The organism is Halalkaliarchaeum desulfuricum, from assembly GCF_002952775.1.
In the GTDB taxonomy this organism is placed as follows: domain Archaea; phylum Halobacteriota; class Halobacteria; order Halobacteriales; family Haloferacaceae; genus Halalkaliarchaeum; species Halalkaliarchaeum desulfuricum.
In genome coordinates this window covers 2,096,134-2,115,914 of sequence record NZ_CP025066.1, presented here as the reverse complement: position 1 = coordinate 2,115,914, position 19,781 = coordinate 2,096,134, and the positions used below count along the sequence as shown (strand labels likewise).

General features: G+C 62.7%; 27 protein-coding genes. 17 read left to right on the top strand and 10 right to left on the bottom strand.

The features are described 5' to 3' along the window. Positions 1-249: 249 nt before the first annotated feature. Entirely contained in the window at positions 250-1,518 is a 1,269-nt protein-coding gene (locus AArcSl_RS10620; RefSeq protein WP_119818809.1) for a glycosyltransferase family 87 protein, read from the top strand. A gap of 9 nt (positions 1,519-1,527) precedes the next feature. Further along, on the top strand, positions 1,528-1,941 hold the full coding sequence (locus AArcSl_RS10615; protein WP_119818806.1) for a DUF7548 family protein: 414 nt from the start codon (positions 1,528-1,530) through the stop codon (positions 1,939-1,941). 98 nt (positions 1,942-2,039) lie between these two features. Here the strand turns inward: AArcSl_RS10615 and AArcSl_RS10610 are convergent, their stop codons facing one another. Beyond that, on the bottom strand, positions 2,040-2,426 hold the full coding sequence (locus tag AArcSl_RS10610; RefSeq protein ID WP_119818803.1) for a hypothetical protein: 387 nt from the start codon (positions 2,424-2,426) through the stop codon (positions 2,040-2,042). Positions 2,427-2,532: 106 nt separating this feature from the next. On the opposite strand from AArcSl_RS10610, the gene AArcSl_RS10605 reads away from it, so the two are divergent. The 5 genes from AArcSl_RS10605 (at position 2,533) to msrB (ending at position 5,900) form a co-directional block, all read left to right on the top strand. Beyond that, positions 2,533-3,141: an adenylate kinase gene (locus AArcSl_RS10605; protein ID WP_119818800.1), complete on the top strand. Its 609-nt coding sequence runs from the start codon at positions 2,533-2,535 to the stop codon at positions 3,139-3,141. Positions 3,142-3,215: 74 nt separating this feature from the next. Beyond that, a complete protein-coding gene (locus AArcSl_RS10600; RefSeq protein ID WP_119818798.1) occupies positions 3,216-4,118 on the top strand; it encodes a DUF106 domain-containing protein in 903 nt (300 codons plus the stop codon). Between the two features lie 143 nt (positions 4,119-4,261). Continuing rightward, positions 4,262-4,663, top strand: coding sequence for a CBS domain-containing protein (locus AArcSl_RS10595; protein WP_119818795.1), 402 nt, complete (start codon positions 4,262-4,264; stop codon positions 4,661-4,663). A 72-nt stretch (positions 4,664-4,735) separates the two neighbouring features. Beyond that, positions 4,736-5,413, top strand: coding sequence for an HAD family hydrolase (locus AArcSl_RS10590; protein WP_119818792.1), 678 nt, complete (start codon positions 4,736-4,738; stop codon positions 5,411-5,413). A gap of 61 nt (positions 5,414-5,474) precedes the next feature. Beyond that, complete coding sequence (gene msrB, locus AArcSl_RS10585; protein WP_119818789.1) at positions 5,475-5,900, top strand: peptide-methionine (R)-S-oxide reductase MsrB; 426 nt, start codon at positions 5,475-5,477, stop codon at positions 5,898-5,900. Positions 5,901-5,921: 21 nt separating this feature from the next. Here the strand turns inward: msrB and AArcSl_RS17625 are convergent, their stop codons facing one another. Next, positions 5,922-6,044, bottom strand: coding sequence for a hypothetical protein (locus AArcSl_RS17625; protein WP_281259880.1), 123 nt, complete (start codon positions 6,042-6,044; stop codon positions 5,922-5,924). Between the two features lie 84 nt (positions 6,045-6,128). On the opposite strand from AArcSl_RS17625, the gene AArcSl_RS10580 reads away from it, so the two are divergent. Then, complete coding sequence (locus AArcSl_RS10580; protein WP_394337299.1) at positions 6,129-7,145, top strand: asparaginase; 1,017 nt, start codon at positions 6,129-6,131, stop codon at positions 7,143-7,145. 45 nt (positions 7,146-7,190) lie between these two features. On the opposite strand, the gene hisF is transcribed toward AArcSl_RS10580, so the two are convergent. After that, positions 7,191-8,006 carry an imidazole glycerol phosphate synthase subunit HisF gene (gene hisF / locus AArcSl_RS10575; RefSeq protein ID WP_119818786.1) on the bottom strand — a complete coding sequence of 272 codons (816 nt, stop codon included), beginning with the start codon at positions 8,004-8,006 and terminating at the stop codon, positions 7,191-7,193. Positions 8,007-8,145: 139 nt separating this feature from the next. Next, positions 8,146-8,964, bottom strand: a complete 819-nt coding sequence (locus AArcSl_RS10570) for a nucleoside phosphorylase (RefSeq protein ID WP_119821911.1) — start codon at positions 8,962-8,964, stop codon at positions 8,146-8,148. A 115-nt stretch (positions 8,965-9,079) separates the two neighbouring features. Here AArcSl_RS10570 and AArcSl_RS10565 point away from each other — a divergent pair, with 115 nt between their 5' ends. Continuing rightward, positions 9,080-9,505: a YbbN family protein gene (locus tag AArcSl_RS10565; RefSeq protein WP_119818783.1), complete on the top strand. Its 426-nt coding sequence runs from the start codon at positions 9,080-9,082 to the stop codon at positions 9,503-9,505. On the opposite strand, the gene AArcSl_RS10560 is transcribed toward AArcSl_RS10565, so the two are convergent. From AArcSl_RS10560 to AArcSl_RS17620, 3 genes are all read right to left on the bottom strand, one after another. Continuing rightward, entirely contained in the window at positions 9,489-9,920 is a 432-nt protein-coding gene (locus AArcSl_RS10560; RefSeq protein WP_119818780.1) for a universal stress protein, read from the bottom strand. The genes AArcSl_RS10565 and AArcSl_RS10560 overlap by 17 nt on opposite strands. 49 nt (positions 9,921-9,969) lie before the next feature. Then, a complete protein-coding gene (locus AArcSl_RS10555; RefSeq protein ID WP_217563439.1) occupies positions 9,970-10,581 on the bottom strand; it encodes a helix-turn-helix domain-containing protein in 612 nt (203 codons plus the stop codon). 181 nt (positions 10,582-10,762) lie between these two features. Next, entirely contained in the window at positions 10,763-11,215 is a 453-nt protein-coding gene (locus tag AArcSl_RS17620) for a helix-turn-helix domain-containing protein (RefSeq protein WP_119818775.1), read from the bottom strand. Positions 11,216-11,513: 298 nt separating this feature from the next. Between AArcSl_RS17620 and AArcSl_RS10545 the strand changes: the two genes are divergently transcribed. The 4 genes from AArcSl_RS10545 (at position 11,514) to AArcSl_RS10530 (ending at position 15,336) form a co-directional block, all read left to right on the top strand. Further along, complete coding sequence (locus AArcSl_RS10545) at positions 11,514-12,380, top strand: 2Fe-2S iron-sulfur cluster-binding protein (RefSeq protein ID WP_161945937.1); 867 nt, start codon at positions 11,514-11,516, stop codon at positions 12,378-12,380. Between the two features lie 234 nt (positions 12,381-12,614). Then, positions 12,615-13,778, top strand: coding sequence for a 4Fe-4S ferredoxin N-terminal domain-containing protein (locus tag AArcSl_RS10540; RefSeq protein WP_119818769.1), 1,164 nt, complete (start codon positions 12,615-12,617; stop codon positions 13,776-13,778). Beyond that, positions 13,775-15,124, top strand: a complete 1,350-nt coding sequence (gene nrfD, locus AArcSl_RS10535) for an NrfD/PsrC family molybdoenzyme membrane anchor subunit (RefSeq protein WP_119818766.1) — start codon at positions 13,775-13,777, stop codon at positions 15,122-15,124. Before AArcSl_RS10540 ends, nrfD begins: the two co-directional genes overlap by 4 nt. Next, positions 15,124-15,336 (top strand): hypothetical protein, encoded by a 213-nt coding sequence (locus tag AArcSl_RS10530; protein WP_119818763.1) that lies wholly within the window; start codon positions 15,124-15,126, stop codon positions 15,334-15,336. The genes nrfD and AArcSl_RS10530 overlap by 1 nt, the downstream gene beginning before the upstream one ends. Positions 15,337-15,388: 52 nt before the next feature. On the opposite strand, the gene AArcSl_RS10525 is transcribed toward AArcSl_RS10530, so the two are convergent. Continuing rightward, on the bottom strand, positions 15,389-15,982 hold the full coding sequence (locus AArcSl_RS10525) for an NUDIX hydrolase (RefSeq protein ID WP_119818760.1): 594 nt from the start codon (positions 15,980-15,982) through the stop codon (positions 15,389-15,391). Then, the gene (locus AArcSl_RS10520; protein WP_119818757.1) at positions 15,979-16,365 is read right to left on the bottom strand and encodes a hypothetical protein; all 387 of its coding nucleotides are present in this window, start codon (positions 16,363-16,365) and stop codon (positions 15,979-15,981) included. Before AArcSl_RS10520 ends, AArcSl_RS10525 begins: the two co-directional genes overlap by 4 nt. 157 nt (positions 16,366-16,522) lie before the next feature. Between AArcSl_RS10520 and AArcSl_RS10515 the strand changes: the two genes are divergently transcribed. From AArcSl_RS10515 to AArcSl_RS10500, 4 genes are all read left to right on the top strand, one after another. Next, the gene (locus AArcSl_RS10515; RefSeq protein ID WP_119818754.1) at positions 16,523-17,488 is read left to right on the top strand and encodes a DUF5787 family protein; all 966 of its coding nucleotides are present in this window, start codon (positions 16,523-16,525) and stop codon (positions 17,486-17,488) included. Positions 17,489-17,576: 88 nt separating this feature from the next. Further along, the gene (locus tag AArcSl_RS10510; protein WP_119818751.1) at positions 17,577-18,071 is read left to right on the top strand and encodes a DUF5807 family protein; all 495 of its coding nucleotides are present in this window, start codon (positions 17,577-17,579) and stop codon (positions 18,069-18,071) included. A gap of 59 nt (positions 18,072-18,130) precedes the next feature. Further along, positions 18,131-18,352 (top strand): hypothetical protein, encoded by a 222-nt coding sequence (locus tag AArcSl_RS10505; protein ID WP_119818748.1) that lies wholly within the window; start codon positions 18,131-18,133, stop codon positions 18,350-18,352. A gap of 96 nt (positions 18,353-18,448) precedes the next feature. Further along, positions 18,449-18,853, top strand: coding sequence for a helix-turn-helix domain-containing protein (locus AArcSl_RS10500; protein ID WP_119818745.1), 405 nt, complete (start codon positions 18,449-18,451; stop codon positions 18,851-18,853). Positions 18,854-18,891: 38 nt separating this feature from the next. On the opposite strand, the gene epsC is transcribed toward AArcSl_RS10500, so the two are convergent. Beyond that, on the bottom strand, positions 18,892-19,776 hold the full coding sequence (gene epsC, locus AArcSl_RS10495) for a serine O-acetyltransferase EpsC (protein WP_119818742.1): 885 nt from the start codon (positions 19,774-19,776) through the stop codon (positions 18,892-18,894). Between the last annotated feature and the right edge of the window lie 5 nt (positions 19,777-19,781).

Genomic DNA, 19,781 nt, shown 5'->3' with positions numbered 1-19,781 from the left:
TTATATAACTGTTTTAACCCAGTATAGGCGCTGATTTCTCGGTTTTAGGTTCCGAGCCATGATCTAGTGGTAGCTTATGAATGTACTGGTGAACTGTTTATCGTATACTTATAAATCATTACAGTACTCGTTCGCGGATACTCAGTTCGACTAGAACGATCTGGGCCAGACACGAGAGGATCGACTGCTGACCGTTAACGGAGCGAATCTCCCGAAAACACTTATCACGTCGACGTGTTTTCCCAGGCGATGTCGGCACTGGGTCGGCTGTGGGCGCTGCGAAACGAACAGCCCGCGTTCGTCAGCCTTGCGGTTCTGGTGATGGGGGCGATCGCGGTGTATCCGCTGGTCGACGTGGTGCTCCGGAGCGCAGAGATTTCGACGGCGTTTCGGTACTACGACTTCGGAGCGTATCGGATCGCCATCGCGGACTGGCAGGCCGGCGATCCCATATACGAACCCAACGAAGAGGGTGGCTTTCACGGAAACTATCTGTACCCGCCGATCGCGCTCCCCGTCTTTGCGGCGTTTCTCGCAGCCTTCGAGAACCCGGGTGCCGCATGGGGCGTCTTCTCGGTGCTCGCGTTGTGGGTGAGCCTCCAGATCGCGATACGGGAGTTCGGGCTTTCGGTACACCCCCTCGAGCGCCTCCTGCTTTTGTGGCTGCTCGTGGGGTTCCAGCCGATACTGTTCGGCTTCAAGATGGGCCAGGTGTCGACGTTTCTCGCGGCGCTTTTGACGCTCGCGCTGGTCGGGCTGATTCGTGACCTGAAGGGCCACGGTCGATCGGCGGCGATCGTCAGCGGCGTGTTCACGACGCTGGGCAGCGCCGTCAAACTCATCTACGCGCCGTCGGGCGCACACCTCCTCCGGAGTCGCCGGCGGTTCGCCGGCGCGATGGCGGCGCTTTTCGCCCTCGTCGGGCTGTCGCTGTTGCTGTTCGATCCAGCGACCCACCGGGGCTACCTCGACGTGTTGCTCTGGGGGAAAGACTGGGGCACCGGCTCCCGTTCCCCGCACCTGTGGACGCCTGCGTACTTCAGGCCGTTGCTCGCGATCGAACCGGTCGCCCTCGGCGTCCGTGCGCTTCTGGTACTGTCGACGATCTGGCTCGCGATCGGCGCCGACGGGCCGGAGGCAGACCTCCCGACGTTCGCGCTCGGGATCGCGATCGTTCCGCTCGCCGCACCCCGTGCGTACACGTTCGACCTGACGATCCTCCTGCCGGCGGTGGTGGTGTTGCTCGCGCTGGAACTGGACCGAAACGTCGGCCGTCCGGAGATACCGCTCCTGGGACTCCTGTTTCTCCACGTCCACGCGTACGGGCTCGTTACGTTCGGACAAATTTCCGAGAGCATCCTGGCTTCGAACGCGTTGCGTCCTCTGTTGCCTGTCTTACAGCCGGGACTGTGGGGGGCGGTTCTCCTCGTCGGACTCGCGTTCGTCCGCGTCGCCGAGCACACAGCGGTCCCACAACACGCTCGACGGATCACGTCATTCAATAGCGGCGGCGACTGATCCGACCGCATGGACACAGCGCGTACGCTCTCGACGCTCGGCGCTCTCGCCTGTCTGCTCGTGATCCTCGTGCTCGGCGTTCCCGCACTGGTGATCGAGGCCCCCGATCACCTGCTCACGGACTACTACACGGCGGGGCCGACGGGCGCTGTCGGCATCGGGTTCTTCGCCGCGATCGGCGTTGTCGTCTTCCTCTCGGGGGAACGCGGGCGGGCTGACCCACCGCTCGTGGCGGGGCTTTCGGTCGTGCTCGGGGTGGCGCTGGTCGCCCTCGCCGGTGTGTGGCACCTCTCGCTCGACGAGACCCTCGTGTACTCGTTCCCAGCCGAGTACGACTGGATCCAGCATCACGGAGCCGTCGTGCTGGCGCTCACGGTCCTGGTACTCGGAGCTGCTGCAGGATACGCCCGGGAGTACGTCTGAGTGTCGGACGCAGGTACTGCTATCGGGACCGCTCCTCGACGCTCACACCTCGACGCTCACACCTCGACGCTCACACCTCGACGCTCACACCGCAACGCTCACACCTCGACTGCCCACGCCGTGTACGAGTCGTCTCGACCATACACCTCCCGAAACGCCCGGTCCATGAACTCCGCGAGCCGGTTCGCGTCCGAACGTGCACTGATCCGAACGTTCGTCCCGTCGACGTTCTCCGGGCTTTCGAGTTGGTCGATCCTGAACTCCGGATAGTCGTCGAGCATCGACTGTAGCCGCTCTAGTTCGGCGTCAGTACAGTCCATGTTGAGGGTGTGTTCCGACAGCTGTATCCACGGGGCGATCTCCTCGTCGTCGGCTTTCGACGTCTCGACCGTGAGAAACGGGCTGGCTCGCTTTCGGTGAGCGACGACGGCGTCGGCGAACAGTTTCCGTCGTTCCGTCGGCGTGTCGGCGCTAAAGCGGGTCATGCCACCACGTTGGTGCGGGGGGTGAAAAGTCGTTACCTCCGGAAGTCGACATCTCCGGAGGAGTATCTACAAGGCTTTAACCGTGGGCTCGAACGGTACACACGAAATGAGTCATCGCGTGCTGTTGCTCGGTGCCCCCGGCGCCGGCAAAGGAACCCAGAGCAAGCGACTAGCAGCCGAGTACGATCTCGAACACATCACGACCGGCGACGCGCTCCGGGCGAACAAGGACATGGAGACGGAGCATGGAACCCCCCGGGAGTACATGGAAGCCGGGGAACTCGTTCCGGATCCGGTTGTAAACGAGATCGTCGAGGCCGCGATTTCGGAGGCGGACGGCTTCGTTCTCGACGGCTATCCCCGAAACCTCTCGCAGGCGGAGTACCTCTCGGAAATCACGGAGCTGGACGTCGTCGCGTATCTCGACGTGAGCGATGAGGAGCTCGTCCGTCGGCTGACCGGCCGGCGCGTGGACCCCGAGACGGGCGACATCTACCACGTGGAGTTCGACATGCCCGACGACGAGGCCGTCCGCGAGCGACTCGAACAGCGCGACGACGACACCGAAGACGTCGTCACGGAGCGACTTCGCGTCTACGAGGAGAACACCGAACCCGTGATCGAGTTCTACCGCGACCAGGGCGAACTCGTCGAGGTCGACGGCGAGGCCTCGCCCGACAAAGTCTTCGAGCGGCTCAGCGAACTCCTCGAGTGAGTCGGGACGGGAGTGAGCGGAGAACCAGCCTCGAGTAAACAGGTTCTTAACTCCGCTTTTCCTACGGAGGCACAATGAGTCGTATCGAACGGAGGGTCCGCAAGCTCGTCACCGACGACGAGATGCGCGACGCCGTCGAGATCGTCCTCGAGCGCGCCGAGGATGGGGAACTAAAGTGGATCGACGTCCGCGAGGACCTCACCAGCGGTCAGTGGGGTCGCCTCATCGAACAGGAGATCCTGGTCGACGGGGAGGAAGGGTTCGAACTCGCCGATCAGGAGGCGACCCGAGACGGCCTCGAAGAGGAGGACAGCGACTACACGTCGGGAAGTGACGTCGACGTCCCGGACACGACCTCCTGGACGCAGTACGATAAAGGCGCCCTCGTGGCGACGCTTCTGTTCTTCGTCGGCTACACGTGGGGGCCCATCCGCGATCTGATCGGCAACGCCGTCCACCTGCTTCTCGGCCCGATCAACAACGTCTTGCCGTTCTACGCGGTGATCATGGTGATCGCACTAGCGACCGGGCTGTACTCGACCCTGCTGCGGGCGGCGCTCATGGACATGGACAAGATGTCCAAATACCAAGAACGGATGAAGGACATCCAGGATCGCCGCAAAGAGGCCAAGGAGGCCGGCGACGACGAGGCGCTCGATGCCATCCAGGAGGAGCAGATGGAAGCCATGTCCGATCAGTTGGGGATGTTCAAAGAGCAGTTCCGGCCGATGGTGTGGATCATGTTCTTCACCATCCCGGCGTTCCTGTGGATGTACTGGATGGTCGGCTTCCGCGGCAGCGACGCCCACGGCACGTTCGATGCCATCGTCATCCCGATCGCCGGCACCGTCGAGTGGACGACCGGCATCATCGGCCCGATCCAGATCTGGATCATCTGGTATTTCCTGTGCTCGATGGCGTTCACCCAGATCATTCAAAAGAGCCTCAACATCCAGATGTCCCCCTCGACCTCGTGATCGCGCGGGTGCCCCTCGTGACCGCGCGGGTGCCCCTCGTGACCGCGAGGATCCCGTGTCATGCTTTCCACGGTGCTCGGGTCGCGTCCTAACTCACCGCCATACGAACCCTTTTTAATTAACCGTCCCACTACCCAACACCCATGCAAGACATTCTCGTGGGACGATTGATGTCATCGCCCGTTCGAACGGTTTCTCCGGACACCCTCGTCGAGGACGCAGCGAACGTGATGCTCGAGGAAGGAATCGGCTCCGTCGTGGTCGCAGACGAAGACAACCAGCTGTGTGGAATCCTCACATCGACCGACTTCGTCCAGATCGTTGCCGAACGTAAGCCGAAGGACCAGACGCCCGTAGAGCGGTACATGACGACAGACGTGGTAACGGCGGGCGCACAGGATCCGGTCGTCGAGGCCGCAGAAACGATGATCGAAAACGACATCCACCATCTCCCGGTCGTGAGTGATGTCGACGGCGTCATCGGCATCGTCACGACGACTGATCTCGCCGCGTACGTCTCGAAGCTCGAACCCGCGACCGCGTGACCGACCACGACGGTCGCAGTCAGCCGTCACCGAACGGGTGCGCTTATAGGTTCCCGTCCCGGTAGTTGTGGTATGTACGACGCCGTCCTGTTCGACAAGGACGGGGTGTTGGTCGGTCGGACCCGTTACGACGCCCTCGTCGAGGCCGCCTGGCGAACGTTCGACGAGCTCGGCATCCCGGACCCTTCGTCCGAACACGTCGAATCGGTGATCGTCGACGTCGACCCCGAGGACGTCCGTTCCGTCTGTTCGATATACGATCTGGATCCGGAGACGTTCTGGTACACCCGGGACGCGATCGCAAGCGAGATTCAGCAGGGAGAGGCCACCGCCGGCCGGAAAACGCCATACGAGGACGTCCGCGTCCTGCCGGAGTTCGACGTTCCGCTCGGGGTCGTCTCCTCGAATCAGCAGGCGACCGTCGAGTTCGTCCTGGATCACTTCGGGCTCGACGGCCACTTCCGGACGCTGTACGGCCGAGAACCCACCGTAGAGAGTCTCCGGCTCAAGAAGCCGAACACCCACTACCTCGAACGCGCACTCGCGGACCTCGGGGCCGAAACCGCACTCTTCATCGGCGACAACGAGTCGGACGTCGCCGCAGCCGACAACGCCGGCATCGACTCGGCGTTCATCCGCCGGCCACACCGCCGCGATTACGAACTCGACAGGGATCCGACGTACGTCGTCGACGACCTCCACGATCTCGTGAGCCTCACCCGCCGGGGCCCCCGATACGGCAGTCCGTGATTCGGAACGCGAGCCAGAAATCGAGGAACTCCTTTTCCCCGTTCGTCCCCAAGACGGAACGATGACCGACGCCGAACGAGGCCCCAGTGACGGACCCGACCAGCTCCCCGAATCAGAATCCGAATGGCGCGAACGGCTCGAGGAAGAGTCGTACCGGATCCTCCGGGAACGGGGCACTGAAGCCCGGTTTAGCGGCGACCACGTCGACCGCGACGAGGAGGGCCTCTACCGGTGTACGGGCTGTGGCATCGTCCTGTTCGACGCGGAGACCAAGTACGACTCGGGCTGTGGCTGGCCCAGTTTTTACGCCGCCGAAGCGGAGAACATCGAAACCGAACCCGACACCAGACACGGGATGTCCAGGATCGAAGTGAAATGCAGCCGGTGTGACGGCCACCTCGGGCACGTCTTCGATGACGGCCCCGATCCGACCGGAAAGCGGTTCTGTATCAACTCCGTGGCTCTCGAATTCGATCCGGCCGAGTGATCGGACGACGACTGCGGTTTTTCACAGGACAAGTAGTATCAACTGATACAGCAGCCCGATGGCAAAGCCTGCGATCAGCAGGATCGTGGCGACGACGACGACCGGCGAGAGCATCCCTTCGTCGTCGAGGATGAGTTCTTCCATACCGAATCCACCGCGAGCAACGGCAAACGCTTTTCGGCTGACGATCGAACGTCGAAACATGATCCGACGAACGCGCGGTGGTCCGTGGTGACTGTCCCGACCCTCGCGGTGTTGTCCTGCGGCGGTACGATCGCGGCCGAACCCGACGACGGCGGAGCGGCACCCGCAAAATCCGGCGATCAGCTGCTCGAGGCGGTTCCGGCGCTCGAGGGGCGTGCCCACTTCGAGATTCACGAGGTGTGTTCCAGACCGGGATTCGACATGCGATGGCGGGACGTACTCGCAGCCGCCGAACTGGCCGAAGACGTCCGGTCGGAGGTCGACGGAATCGTCGTTACCCACGGGACGGATACCCTCGCAGACACCGCATACGCGCTGGAGCTGCTCGGAGACCTGTCGGTTCCGGTCGTGGTCACCGGCGCCCAGCGCCGGCTGGACGAGCCCTCCTCGGACGCGCCAGCGAACCTGATCGCTGCGGTCCGGACGGCAACCGACGACCGGTTCGCTGCGGGCGTTCACGTCGCGTTCGATCAGGAGATACACGCCGCACGCGACGTCGTCAAAGCCCACACCAGCGCCCTGGACACGTTCCGGTCGCCCGGGAAGGGACCGGTCGCGACGCTGACCCGGGGCGACGTCCGGATTCACCGCACCCCCCAGCGACGGGTGAGCGTCTCAGCTCTGGGACGGGTGGACTCAGCGGAGATTCCCCCGGTTCCGATCGTCCACTCCGGCACCGGTGTCGGCGCCGAGGAGATCCATCGATTGGTTCGGGCGGATGGCACAAGCGAGGACGAGTACCCCCTCGGCGGCGTCGTGATCGAGGGAACCGGCCTCGGAAACGTGACGGGAGAACTCGGTGAGGCGATCGCGTCGATCGCAGAGGAACTCCCAGTCGTCGTCGGCTCCCGGTGTTGCGCCGGGACGACCGAGCCTGTGTACGGAACCCCCGGCGGCGCAGTGACGCTGTCGGAGGCAGGGGTCGCGTTCGCCGGGGATCTCTCGACGGCGAAAGCGCGAGTAACGCTTGCGCTCGGGCTCGCGTCAGGCGTCGACGTGGAGACGCTGTTCCCGGATGGAAAAGCGCCCGATACGGAGTGAAAAACGACCTCTGCGTCAGTCGAACTTCCCCGGTCTCGACGCCCACTACAGCCGGACTGGGACGTCCCGCTCGTCGAGATACTCCTTTATTTCCCGAATCGTATACTCGCCGAAGTGGAAGATCGACGCGGCCAGCGCCGCGTCGGCGCCGGCGTCGGTGAACACCTCGTACATGTCCTCCGGGCCGCCACAGCCGGAAGAGGCGATCACTGGCGTGGAGACGGCGTCACACACCGCCGACGTGAGGGGAACGTCGTAGCCATCCTTCGTGCCATCGGCGTCGATCGAGTTGACGAACAGCTCCCCCGCGCCCCGGGATTCGGCCTCACGGGCCCACTCGATCACGTCGATCCCGGTCCCCTCGCGTCCGCCCTTCTTGGTACACTCGAACCAGCAGGACTCGCCGTCGACCTCGACGTAGTGTTCGCCCTCCTCGTCGTACCGCCGTCGGGCGTCGACGGAGATGACGATACACTGGCTGCCGAAGGCAGCCGCGCCCTCGTTTATTAGCTCCGGGCGTTCGAGGGCACCGGTCGTGATAGACACTTTGTCCGCCCCCGCACGGAGCGTCTCTTTGATGTCGGCCTTCGTCCTGATGCCGCCGCCCACGGTGAGCGGGATGAAACACTCGTCTGCGACCGCCGAAACCGTGTCCAGCATCGTCTCGCGCCCCTCGGCGCTCGCGGTGATGTCCAGAAAGACGAACTCGTCTGCGCCCGCGTCGTTGTACGCCTTCGCCATCTCGACGGGGTCGCCGGTGTACTGCAGGTCTTCGAAGTGAACGCCGGTGTACACCGCCGCGTTGCCGTCCTCGTCGAGATCGACGTCGATACAGGGAATGATGCGCTTCGTAAGTGCCATTCGGTACCTCACCATCTCGGCGGGAGAGACTTAAAAGCGAGCGGATCCCTGGCGATCGCTCACTCTGGCGATCGCTCACTCCGGCGATCGCTCACTCTGGCGATCGCTCACTCCGGCGATCGCTCACTCCGGCGATCGCTCAATCGAGCGAGAGCTCGGCGTGCCAGCGGTCCGCCCCGTGTTCTCGCTTTACCGTGTCCATCTTCTCGAGTAGTTTCACCGCGAGGCTCGCCGTCTCGGCCGCCCTCGACTCGCCCTCGGTGCGGAACTCCCCGGTGATCCGGTTGGCGTAGACGGCACAGACCGCACCCGCGCGCAACCCGTAGATGTTCGCGAGCGTGAGGATCGCGCTTGCCTCCATTTCGATGTTTTTCACGTTCGCCTCGCGGAGTTCCTCGACGAGCGCCTCGCTTCCCGCCGCGCGGAAGCCGTCGACCCCGGGGCGGCCCTGGCCGGCGTAAAAGGAGTCTGCACTCATCGTGGTCCCCACGTGGTAGTCGTACCCCAACCGCTCTGCGGCGGCAACGAGCGCGGAGACGACCTCCTGATCGGCGACTGCCGGGTAATCCTCCCGGACGTACTCGTCGCTCGTGCCCTCCTGGCGGACTGCGCCCGAGGTGATCACGAGATCTCCGACGTCCATATCCTCCTGAATTGCCCCACACGAGCCGACCCTGATGAACGTGTCAGCGCCGACGCGGGCGAGTTCCTCGAGCGCGATCGCTGCCGACGGGGAGCCGATTCCCGTCGACGTCACCGAGATCTGCGCTCCCTCGTAGGTCCCCGTTGCCGTGCGGTACTCGCGGTGGGAGGCGACCTCCCGGCTGTCGTCCCAAAGCGCCGTGATCTTGTCGACGCGCTCGGGGTTCCCCGGGAGTAGCACCGCATCTGCGACGTCTTCTGGGCCGACTTCGAGATGGTACTGCAGATCGTCGTTCGGGTCCTCGGACGTGGGCATACCGACGGAGTTCGTCCGTCCGCGAGTTAGTTCCTTCGCGTCGTGTTCCCTCCAGTTCCCCTCGCCTACTCCATTCACCACGCAGTTTAACTCTCGCCGGGTCATCCGAGAAGGTATGAATCCCGAAGAATCGGAAACTCCGAAGACGGGATCCCGGACGCTGGAGACACTGCAGCCCGGATCCGACTGGGATCCGAGCGCCCACCCCGACGTCGTCGAGACGCTTTCTGCCGAAGGGCTCGCGTTCAAGGTGTGGGGCGGTGACTGGTGTGGCGACTGTCGAGACCAGCTCCCGGCGCTCGGGACCGCACTCGAGGCCGCCGGCGTTCCGAGCGAACGGATCGAACAGTATCCGGTCGAAAAGACCGACGACGGGGAAAAGACGGGCCCGCAAATGAAAGCGTACGGCGTCGAACGGATTCCGACTGTCGTCGTCGAACGCGACGGGACGGAGCTGGCCCGGTTCGTCGAAAGCGGCGAGAAACCGATCCCCGAGGCGCTGTCGGCGCAACTCGCCGACGAGATCAGCGGACGACCGTAACCGGAACGTCGGCCTCGTCGACGACACCTTTGGCGACGCTTCCGACTATCTTCTCGCGCTTGCTGGAGAGCCCGCGGTGACCGGTGAAGATCGCGTCCGCGCCGATCTCCGCGGCGTAATCGGCGATGGCGTGGGCGGGTCGCCCGGTGAGAAGCTGCGTCGAGACCTGCAGTTCACCCTCGGAGGGGCCCACGGCCTCCCGCGCGATCGACCTGGCCCTTTCGAGAACCGCTTCCCCGGTTTCCGTCTCTTCCAGTTCGTCCTCGAGAACCGCCTCCCCATCGACCGATCGGGTTCGCGAGGTCAGCACGTGAACGATCTCCAGCTGTGCGTCGAATGCCGCTGCCCGGGTCGCCGCGTACGCAACCGCGTCGTCGCCCTGAGAGGACCCGTCTGTCGCAACGAGATATCGCATACCTGTAACTCGGAGGCGAACCGGCAAAACCTTTGTCCGTTTCCGAAAATCAGTCGCCCCGAACGAGGTTGCGCTCCTCGCGGGCACCGTGTTCCGCACGGAACAGCTCGGTGACGAGTTTGGACTCGACCGCCCCGAGCCGCTGAGAGACTGCAGAACGGGAGACGTCCAGTTCCTCGGCGAGGTCAGCGAGATCCGCCCGGCGCGGCGTCTCGTAGTAGCCACATTCGATCGCCGTCCGGACCGCCTCGCGCTGCTTTTCGGTGATTCCGTTGGCCTCGAGTTCGAGGACGTTCTCCTGACCCTCAGAGGAAGACCGGGTGAGCCTGTCGAGCTGGACAGCCGCGCCGACTTCGCGCAGTTCCGAGACGATCTCCGTCAGCTCCTCCCGGTCGGGGAGGATGAGCGAAACGACGAGTTCCGCGCCGTCGAAAGATTCGATGGAAGGCAGACAGTCGTATCGCCTAAACACCGGGCAGATACACCGATCGTTGACGTCACCGGCGACGAACTGGCGCGTCGAACCGCTGGAGACCTGAATCTCTGCGCGGCACTCGCAGTTCGCGCAGTCGGCGTCCCAGCAGACGAGATCGTGGGTCACCTCGTCGCTTTCCTCGCCGATCTGAGCGACGAAACAGCCGGCCTCTGGGTGTGGTTCCACACGGAGAACCGCGCGAAGATGCCCGGTCGTCTCTGGAGCAGTGCGTTGGATACTCATTTGAATATACCTTACAGGTCCACCCTTTCAATAGTTGCAGTAGATTCCCGCAGACTTAGAATACTGTCTCCTGTTGACGTACAACTCGTGACAGCAAAATATGCCGCAAACGGTCGGAGTCTCCCTACCTATCGGTTCCGTGATCGAGAGGCATACTCTGGAACACCGCCTGAACGAGTTTCCGTTCTGCCCCGTTGAGTCGCTGCGAAACGGCGGATTTCGAAACTCCGAGTTCGTTGGCGAGTTCCTCGAGCGACGTCCCGCGCGGTTTCTGATAGTAGTCCTTGGCGAAGGCGAGTTCGAGGGTTTCCCACTGTGTTTGTGTAAGCATCCCAATATCGACGTGCACGGGACAGGTGTCGGAGCTGCTCGGATCGATCACCCCGACGTTCTGGATATCGAGGTCGTTCTTCTGTCCGCAGTTGAGGATGGTGATCACGTCCGCCGGTTCGGGAACCGAAAACGAGATCAATACGCGGCCGTCTTCGGTAAACTCCCGTCCGAGTATCTCCCCTTCTGGAGCGGTTTCGTCCCTTTTTTCGACGACGTCCGCTTCACCAGTGACGTTCCCGGACATGGTCACTCACCTCGCCCGGGACGAAGCGCACTCGGAGGTCCCGTGTCGCTTGCGGTCACCCGTACGGTCACGCCGTGATATCGGATGGGTTGAGGGGAAAGCACTGGTACTCACTCGCTTGTAGATATCACCTCCCGCCTCCTGTCAGTACTTCTCAATATTGGAGCGATTTATTAGTAGTCCCGGAAATTCCGGAACTATCCCTCGATTTTCGGTCTCGCCAGGCCGGTTTTTAAAAACACCTGTATAATTGACAGAGATGCCAAACTCTATGAGCGTTCGTCGTCGTAGGATAGCTATGGATCGGAAACATTCGGAGTACTCTCGATCCGAGCAGTGCTCTGGAGATGGATGTGAAAACGCCGGACCGTGCGACCGTCGACCGTCGGAGACTCGACGACGGAACCTGCTGGGTGTGGTCGCCACCGGCGGTTCGATCGCGCTTGCGGGCTGTGTCGGGCTGTTTCCCGAACCCGAAGGTCAGACTGTCCCCGAACCTGACGACGATGAGCGGGAGAACGACGACGCGGATCCCGGTCCGTTCGACATCGAATATCTGGTACAGGAGGCGTCGATCGAAGTGGCGCGGGACGAGAACCTGCTCGAGGCCGGCGAAGAACAGGGCTGGGAGCTTCCATACCAGTGCCGATCCGGGTTCTGCGGCGAGTGTCTCGCGCAGGTCGACGGCGACGGGCACGAACTCGTCGAGATGACCAACAACGACTACGATCCGCTCGACGACGACGCTATCTCGGACGGCTACGTGCTGACGTGTACTGGTCAGCCCCGGGCGGACTTCGCGCTCGAGACGGGGATGGCGGGTGCACTCGCAGAGGACGCTGACGAGGAGGACGAAGCGGACGACGAAACCGACGACGTCGAAACACACGCCGTCGAATACGCAAAGCAGGGAGAGACGATCGACGTCCCCGAAACCGAGAACCTGCTCGAGGCCGGCGAAGAACAGGGCTGGGATCTCCCATATCAGTGCCGCGTCGGTGTGTGTGGCCAATGTTCGGCCCGCGTCGACGGTGACGGACACGAACTCGTCGAGATGACCGACAACGAAGTACTGAGCGACGACGAAATCGAGGACGGTTACGTGCTGACGTGTACGGGACAACCTCGGGCGGAGTTCTCTATCGAGACGGACGAGAGTCCCTGAAACAGGATTCCAGGAGAGGTGGAGCCGAGCACGATCGATTTTCTCGGTAAACGGATCCGACACTGTTTGTGAGTTCCCTGTAAACTGGTCCCACACCGGTGCTGGCTTTCCATGTGGACACGTCCAAAACTCGAGGTTTGTCGAAGACAGAGGAGGCACCTAAAGAGCTGTATATTTAAGTCACCCATAGCTATGGGTGAATGAATAAGTAGATAGCTAGTCCTTACACCTGATATGGCCGATCTGCCACCGAAAAAAGGAGATCCGGAGTGGGAGGAGTGGGCGGAGGACATCCTCGACTCCACCGAGTTCGACACTGAACTCGGCAAGCAGATCTCGAAAGACGCGTTGCGTATTGCCGAGGGTGAACTTTCGAAAGCGGAGTTCCACGAGCGATACGGCGACGAAGTGAAAGCCGAGTTTGGAGTCGACGAACGCCCGACGAAGCCCGATCCCGAACCGGACAATACGATGCCGAGAGTCCCGGGCGACCGAAACCAGACCCGCCGCAACGTACTGAAAGCGATGGGCGGGGCGGCAGCCGCCGTGGGGCTTGCAGGCTGTGTCAGCGCCAGCGCCGACGACGGTTCCGAAAGCGATGGAAATCCGGACTCAGACACGCAGATCGGGATGGCGATCGACACCGAACGCTGTATCGCCTGTCTCCAGTGTTCGGAAGCCTGCAAGGAGGAGAACAACACCGACATCGGCGTCCACTGGCCGTACGTCTTCCGATACGAGGACGAACACGCGGGAGATACCCGCGAAGACTTTCTCACTCGCCACTGCCAGCACTGTTCGGAACCGTCCTGTACGTACGTGTGCCCCACGCAAGCGAGGTACAGGCGCACCGAGGACGGCATTGTTCTCACCGATTACGACACGTGTGTCGGCTGCAAGTACTGTCAGGTGGCCTGCCCGTACGGGGTCAACTACCTCGGGAAAGACGAACCGAACGAGGTCGTCGGCAGCGAGTTCGAGGGCGATCGAGTCGGCCGTGACGGGAGAACAGTCGGCGGGAACCCACCGAAGGGCGTCATGGGCAAGTGTACCTACTGTGTCCACCGCCAGGACTCCGACGATCCGGAACTCCAGGGAACGACCGCGTGCGAGCAGGCGTGTCCGGTCGACGTCATTCACTTCGGCGACATGAACGATCGCGACAGCGATCCACGCGAACACCTCCGCGAGAAGGAGGGGTCGAACCAGTACAGGCTGCTGGACGAGGTCGGCAACGAGCCGAACATCGTTTACATCGGCAAGCGACCCTCGAAGGACGCCGAGCCGGTCCAGGGACCCGTCTCCTACGAGGAGCTCAACATGCGTGACGGGAACTACGATTACGTCGGGGCGCAAGATGAAGCACCAGCCGACGGCGAGGAGGGTGATGCCGCATGAGCGGCGTCGAGATCGACCCGGAACGGGTGTTGAAACCGCTCCAGAACACCTCCCGGGAGTACTACATTCTCCTCGGACTGTTCACGCTCGCCCTCCTTTTGTTCCTCGAGGCATGGGTCCACCAGATCACCTACGGCGTCGGTGCCGTTACGGGGATCGGCGACTGGGGAATCTCCGGCGGCGTCCCCTGGGGGCTGTACATCGGCGGCTTCGTCTGGTGGATCGGGGTCGCCCACGGCGGGATCGCGATCTCCGCGGCCGTCCGGGTGATCAACCTCGACAAATACCGTCCGATCGCACGGATCGCCGAAGTGCTCACCGTGCTCGCACTCGCGATGGCCGCGCTCAACATCGTGTTGAGCATGGGGCGACCCGACCGGATCTTCAACACGATCGTCCAGTGGCCGTTCACCGTGCATCACTCGCCGCTGGCGTGGGACATCGCGGTCATCTCGCTGTATCTCGTGCTCACCTTGACGTACATGACGCTCTCACTGCGCTCGGAAATCAGCGCGGTGCGTCACCGGCTTCCCAAGTGGCTCGCGCCGCTGTACGCGCTCATCACGCTGGGTTACAACCCGGACGAAGACGAGAAGATCGATCAGATCCTCTGGTGGCTCGCGGTCGCGATCCTGGCGCTGGTGCCGCTGCTTTCCGGCGGTGTGGTCCCTTGGCTGTTCAGCCTCATCGCCGCCCAGCCCGGGTGGTACGGGGCCGCAGCCGGCGCGGCGATGCTCACCGAGTCGATCACCAGCGCGCTCGCGCTCGTGCTCATCATGACGGTCGTGTTCAGGCAGGCCTACGGCTGGCAGGACATGATCGAAGACGACATCCTGCGTGATCTCACGATCGTGCTGGCGTTCCTTGCGCTCGGGACGATCTGGTTTACCATGCACGACGTATTGACCGGCTACTACATCGCACCGGTCAACATCGGCGCACTCACTGCCGGAATGCTCGAATTGAACTTCTTCTGGATCGCAATCGGCGGCCTGGTGCTTTCTGTCGTGCTGCTGTTCGGGATGATCGGCTGGCCCAAGTGGTTCTTCAACACGCCACTGCTGGTCGGCGTTTCCGCACTGCTCGCGATCACGATCCTGAACAAGAAGGTGATGTTCGTCGTCGAGGGGCTCATGTACCCGACCCAGCCGCCGCTCACGAACCTCTACCCCACTGGCGTGTACTCGCCGACGCTCGTCGAGTGGATCCTGTTCCTCGGAACGATCATGCTCGCCGGCTTCGGCTTCCTCGTCATCACGAAAGTGATCCCCATGATCGAACTGGAAAAGGAAGAACGGGAACTCCTTAAACCGACCGCTGAGACCGACGGAACGGAGGGAGAATAATGGCGCACGAAACAATCCACATCGGCCTGTACGTGATCTTCGGCATCATCATGCTGCCGGTGTACGTGATGGTCCTCGGGTGGTTCCTCGGGAAACCCCGGGACTTCCGGTCGATCGCGTTGACGTTCGGCTACATGCTGGTGTTCGTCGGCGCACTCGTCATCGGACTGTTCGTCATCGGCACGACGATCTCGGTACTCACGCCGTACTGAGAACTCCCCCAACAGTTCTGCCCACGGTCCGATTTCATTTTTCGGCGTTCAGTCACTCGTCGAGGACGCCATCGTACTCCGCGACCAGCAACCCTTCAAGCGTCGCGTCGTTCGTCGACCCCTCCCGAACCGTCTGGACGGCGTCGTCGATCGGGACCGTCCGGAGAGTGAGAAACTCGTTCGAATCGAGTTCCCGATTCCCGGGTTCCAGGCCCTCGGCGTACACGTAGCCCCGGTGATGTCGCAACAGCCCGGTCGAACACCACACCGTTTCCAGAAGCGCCGTCGACGACGGGCGAAAGCCGGTTTCCTCCTCGAGTTCTCGAGCCCCGGCCGTCGTGAACGACTCCCCCGCCTCGACGATACCGGCGGGCAGTTCCAGTTGCGTCTCGCGGATCGTCGGGCGGTACTGCTCGACAAAGAGCAGTTCGTCGTCGACTCTCGCGATCACGACGACCGCGGGGGGAAGCTCGGCCCAGTAGTAGCGTTTCCGCGTGCCGTCCGGCTGTTCCACCAGGTCGTATCCGCCGAGGAACCAGTCGGTCTCGTACTCGACTCGCGACTCGACAACTGGCCACTCCGGCTCCCCGGGGAGTTCGACCCGCCGTCGATCAGTTGACGTTGGCTCCCCGGTCTCGTCAGTCATTCCTGAACCACCTCGGCGTAGTAGCGACGGTCGTCTATCTCGATCCGAACGCGGCCGTCCGTCGTTTCTGCCTCGGGAACGCGGTGTGCGAGCGCGCTCACTTCGTCGAATGGAGTGTGGGTGAAATGTTCCTTGAGGCCGTACGGACCCGTCTGATACGGGTCGGATCGCAGGTCGTCGCTTACGAGCGCGCTCGTCAGGTACGGATACCGACGTTCCGAGACGTCGCTCACGTCGACGGCGGTTCCGTCGTCGTCCGTCTCCGTTAACACGAGATGATACGGGTCGCCGGTGCCGAGGTAGCTCGGAAGCGCGCCGAGCGCGAGCAGTCCGACGACGAGAATCGCGGCGAGCAGGACCGCGTTCCGAGTTACCGATCGCATGGCCGGGATACGGGGTCACCGGCCATACGGGTTTCGTCAGCGGATGGGTCCCCCCGGCGAGCCCTCGACGATCGAAGCCACGTCGCCGATCGAGGCCGTGTCGCCGGTCGAGGCCGCGTCGACCGGTTTATCCGATCGCGCGTCCTGCACTACCACGATGGACGAGTTCCGGTTCGAACTCGCGCTGTGTTCGCACCTGGAGTCCGAAACCGAGACGATCGTCGCCAGACAGCTCGGCGGGGCGGTCGCTCGGCCGGGCGCTCGAGTCGTCGACATCGTCGTTTTGCAGCCGGGAGATCAGTTCGACATGCGGGCTCGGCTCTCCCCGAATGCGGTACCGACCAGCGCGATCGAAAGCGACGTCGGAGCCGGACAGGCAGTGCCGCGACGAGACGTTCTCGACGGGAGCTCCCACGCCCGGCGGGTCGTCGAGACGGCAGTCGAGGCCGGCTACTTCCAGATCGAGCGTCGTGACGGAAGGGAGTGGGTGCGAGCGACGGCGAGATATCCGGAGGGATGGTACGACCGCTTGACCGCGATCGAAAACAAACCGGACCTCGCGAAGCCAGGGGATCTCGAGAGACAGCTCACCCACGACGTGACAGTGGGGCTGTTCGACGAGGTCGTGATGGCAACGAACTCTCACGTCACCCGTGCTCACCTCAACAGGATCCCCGATGCGGTCGGCGTCTGGCAGTTCGATCCGGAAACGGGGGAACGAACCGTCGTGCGCGATCCGTCTCCGTTGCCGGTCGACGAACCGGGGGTCGAACCGGTCGATCGCCGGCCCTTGCGAACCGACGTCGCCATCGTGGGACCCGAAGAGAAGCGGCGGAGGCGGCTCACCATCGCGGAACGTGCCTACGGGAAGGGGTGGCGGCCGAAAGCGGATGCGTACCCGGAGTGTACACACGTCGAAGCGACCGAGGATTGTCGGCCGTACTGCAGCCAGTTCGATCGCGTCGTCGACCCGGGAACCGACTGTGGTACCGATTGTCCCGCGTTCGAGCGGGAGAGTACACCGACGATCGATCCCGAAGCAGCCAGAGCGGAACGCTCCCCCTGGATTCGTGACCCACCGGGAGCGCTCCATCGGCAGGTGGGGCTCGATCGGTTCGGCTGACCCTCGGAAAACGGATCGATGACTCCATCGTTGACGGAGACCAGTTGTCCATCGAAGCCGAATTAAGTCGGCGGCGTCTCGTTCGGATATGAGCAAACTCGATGGATTTCTCGCCGGACAGCGGCTCGACGACGTCGCGATTTTCGTGAGCGACGCCCACCTCGAGGGGGCAGAAAGTCTCACGGATCTCGGAGAAAGCGTCGACAGCGGTGTCGTGATCGTGGTTCCGGGCGAGAACGGACGACAGGCGTTTTCCGCCGGAACCGGCATAGACGCGATGGAGTTTGCAAAGGAAGCGATGGGAACGGAGGGAACGATCGGACGGCGGCTCGACAGCGGCGTCTGTCCGGTTGCGGGAGAGATCGATACCGGCAACGCTGCTCCCGGCGACTCTGCCCCCGGCGACTCTGCTCCCGACCAGGAAGGCGACCACGAACCCGAGTTCGTGTTCGCGTTCGCAGAAGAGCAAAACGAGGAGGTCGGCGGGCTGTACGCCGAGGGGGACGTGATCCACGCGTACGCACAGTGTTCCTGTGGCGAATCCTACTCCCACAAGTGGGTAGTCGGCGATCGCGACGCGTGAGTTACCGCGTGGCAAGAAAAGACGACGGTTCTTTTTGGACTCGGATAAAACGATCGTATATGAGCACGCAGACGAAGCCGTCAGTCTTCGGCGATCCCGAGGCACTGATACAGGTAATCGGGGCCGTACTGGCGATCGTGGCCGTACTGCTGGTGATCTTGGTGGTGGCGCTTTCGGTTCCCGCGCCGGGATTCCTTTCGGTGTCCGGACTCGCAGTTGCGGCCGTGGTGTTCTGGGGCGCCCTCGTCGCACTTATGTACGCGCTGTATCGCCTGCGGTGAGGCAGCTCTATCGAGATTCGGTCTGACCGTTCCCGAACTGCGCTCTTGTTTCGACCGTACACAAGTGTTTTGACGGAGGGTCGCATAACCCCGGGCATGCCGGAATCACTCAGCGAAATGCTCCGTCGGGACATGGAGTGTGAGGGAGTTCTCGACTGCTTTCACGGTCTGACGGAACTGGACAGGAACTGCTTTCGGGTGCTCGTCGAGAGCGACGAGCCGATGACCGTCGACGAGATCGCAGCGGAGGTCGACAGAGAGCGATCCACGGCGTACCGATCGGTGAAACGACTGCTGCAGGCCGGATTCGTCCAGAAAGAGCAGAAAAACTACGACCAGGGTGGCTATTACTTCGTTTATCGTCCCGTCGACGGCGAAGAGATTGCCGACGACATGCAGCGGATGTTGAACGACTGGTACGCCAAGATGGGCCAGCTCATCGACGAGTTCCGCGAAAAGTACGAACAACCGGCCGCCGAACCCGTCGACGCCGAACAGTAGCTGCGGGAGGCGGCCTCACTCTCGAGGGGGAGACGGTGTCACTCCTGGTGTTTTCGGACCTGTTTGGGGTGTTCCGCGACGATGACTTTGGTGTGGTCCGGGATGTCTTCGGTGATCCAGGAGTTCGCGCCGATGCTCACGTGATCGCCGACACTGATGGGTCCGAGCACGTTGGTCCCGGCACCGATCACGACGTGGCTCCCGATGTCCGGATGACGTTTGTATCCTTTTTTCAACATGTGTTCTTCGCCCTCCTGCTCCTCGAAGTGGAGCGCGCCAAGGGTGACGTTCTGGTAGAGCCGAACCCAATCCCCGACAGTGGCGCTCTCACCGATGACGACCCCGGTGCCGTGATCGACGAAGAAGTACTCGCCGATCTCCGCACCGGGGTGGATGTCGATCCCGGTTTCGGTCTTGGCATATTCGCTTAGTTCCCGGGCGTACTCGGGGGAGCCTTCCTCGTAGAGAACGTGAGCGAACCGGTACACCAGGGCGGCGTGCACTCCCGGATACGACCGGACGACCTCGAGGTAGCTCTTCGCGGCGGGGTCGCCCTTGTAGGCGGCCTCGACGTCCTTTTTCACCGCCTCCCGGATTTCGGGCAGTCGGTCGAGCACCGCGTCGACGATCGCATCGGGGTTCCCCGAAGTGTGGGAGAGTTCGTCGGTCACGTACGGACTGATCCCCGAACAGCAGATCGAGCCGAGATCCGTGACTGCAGCACGGGTGGCCTCCTCGTCGGCGGCGAGGGACCCGGCGTTCCAGCACCGCGGAAACACCAGCTTCTTCAACAGGACGATCTCGTCCCGGAGATGATCCCGACGGGGGAACCCGGGCGAGTCACACGTCGGAAACGGGCTCTCGTCCGCCTCGTAGGACTCGACAAGTCTCCGATGTGCGTCCCCGGTGTAACTGTAGTCCATGCTTT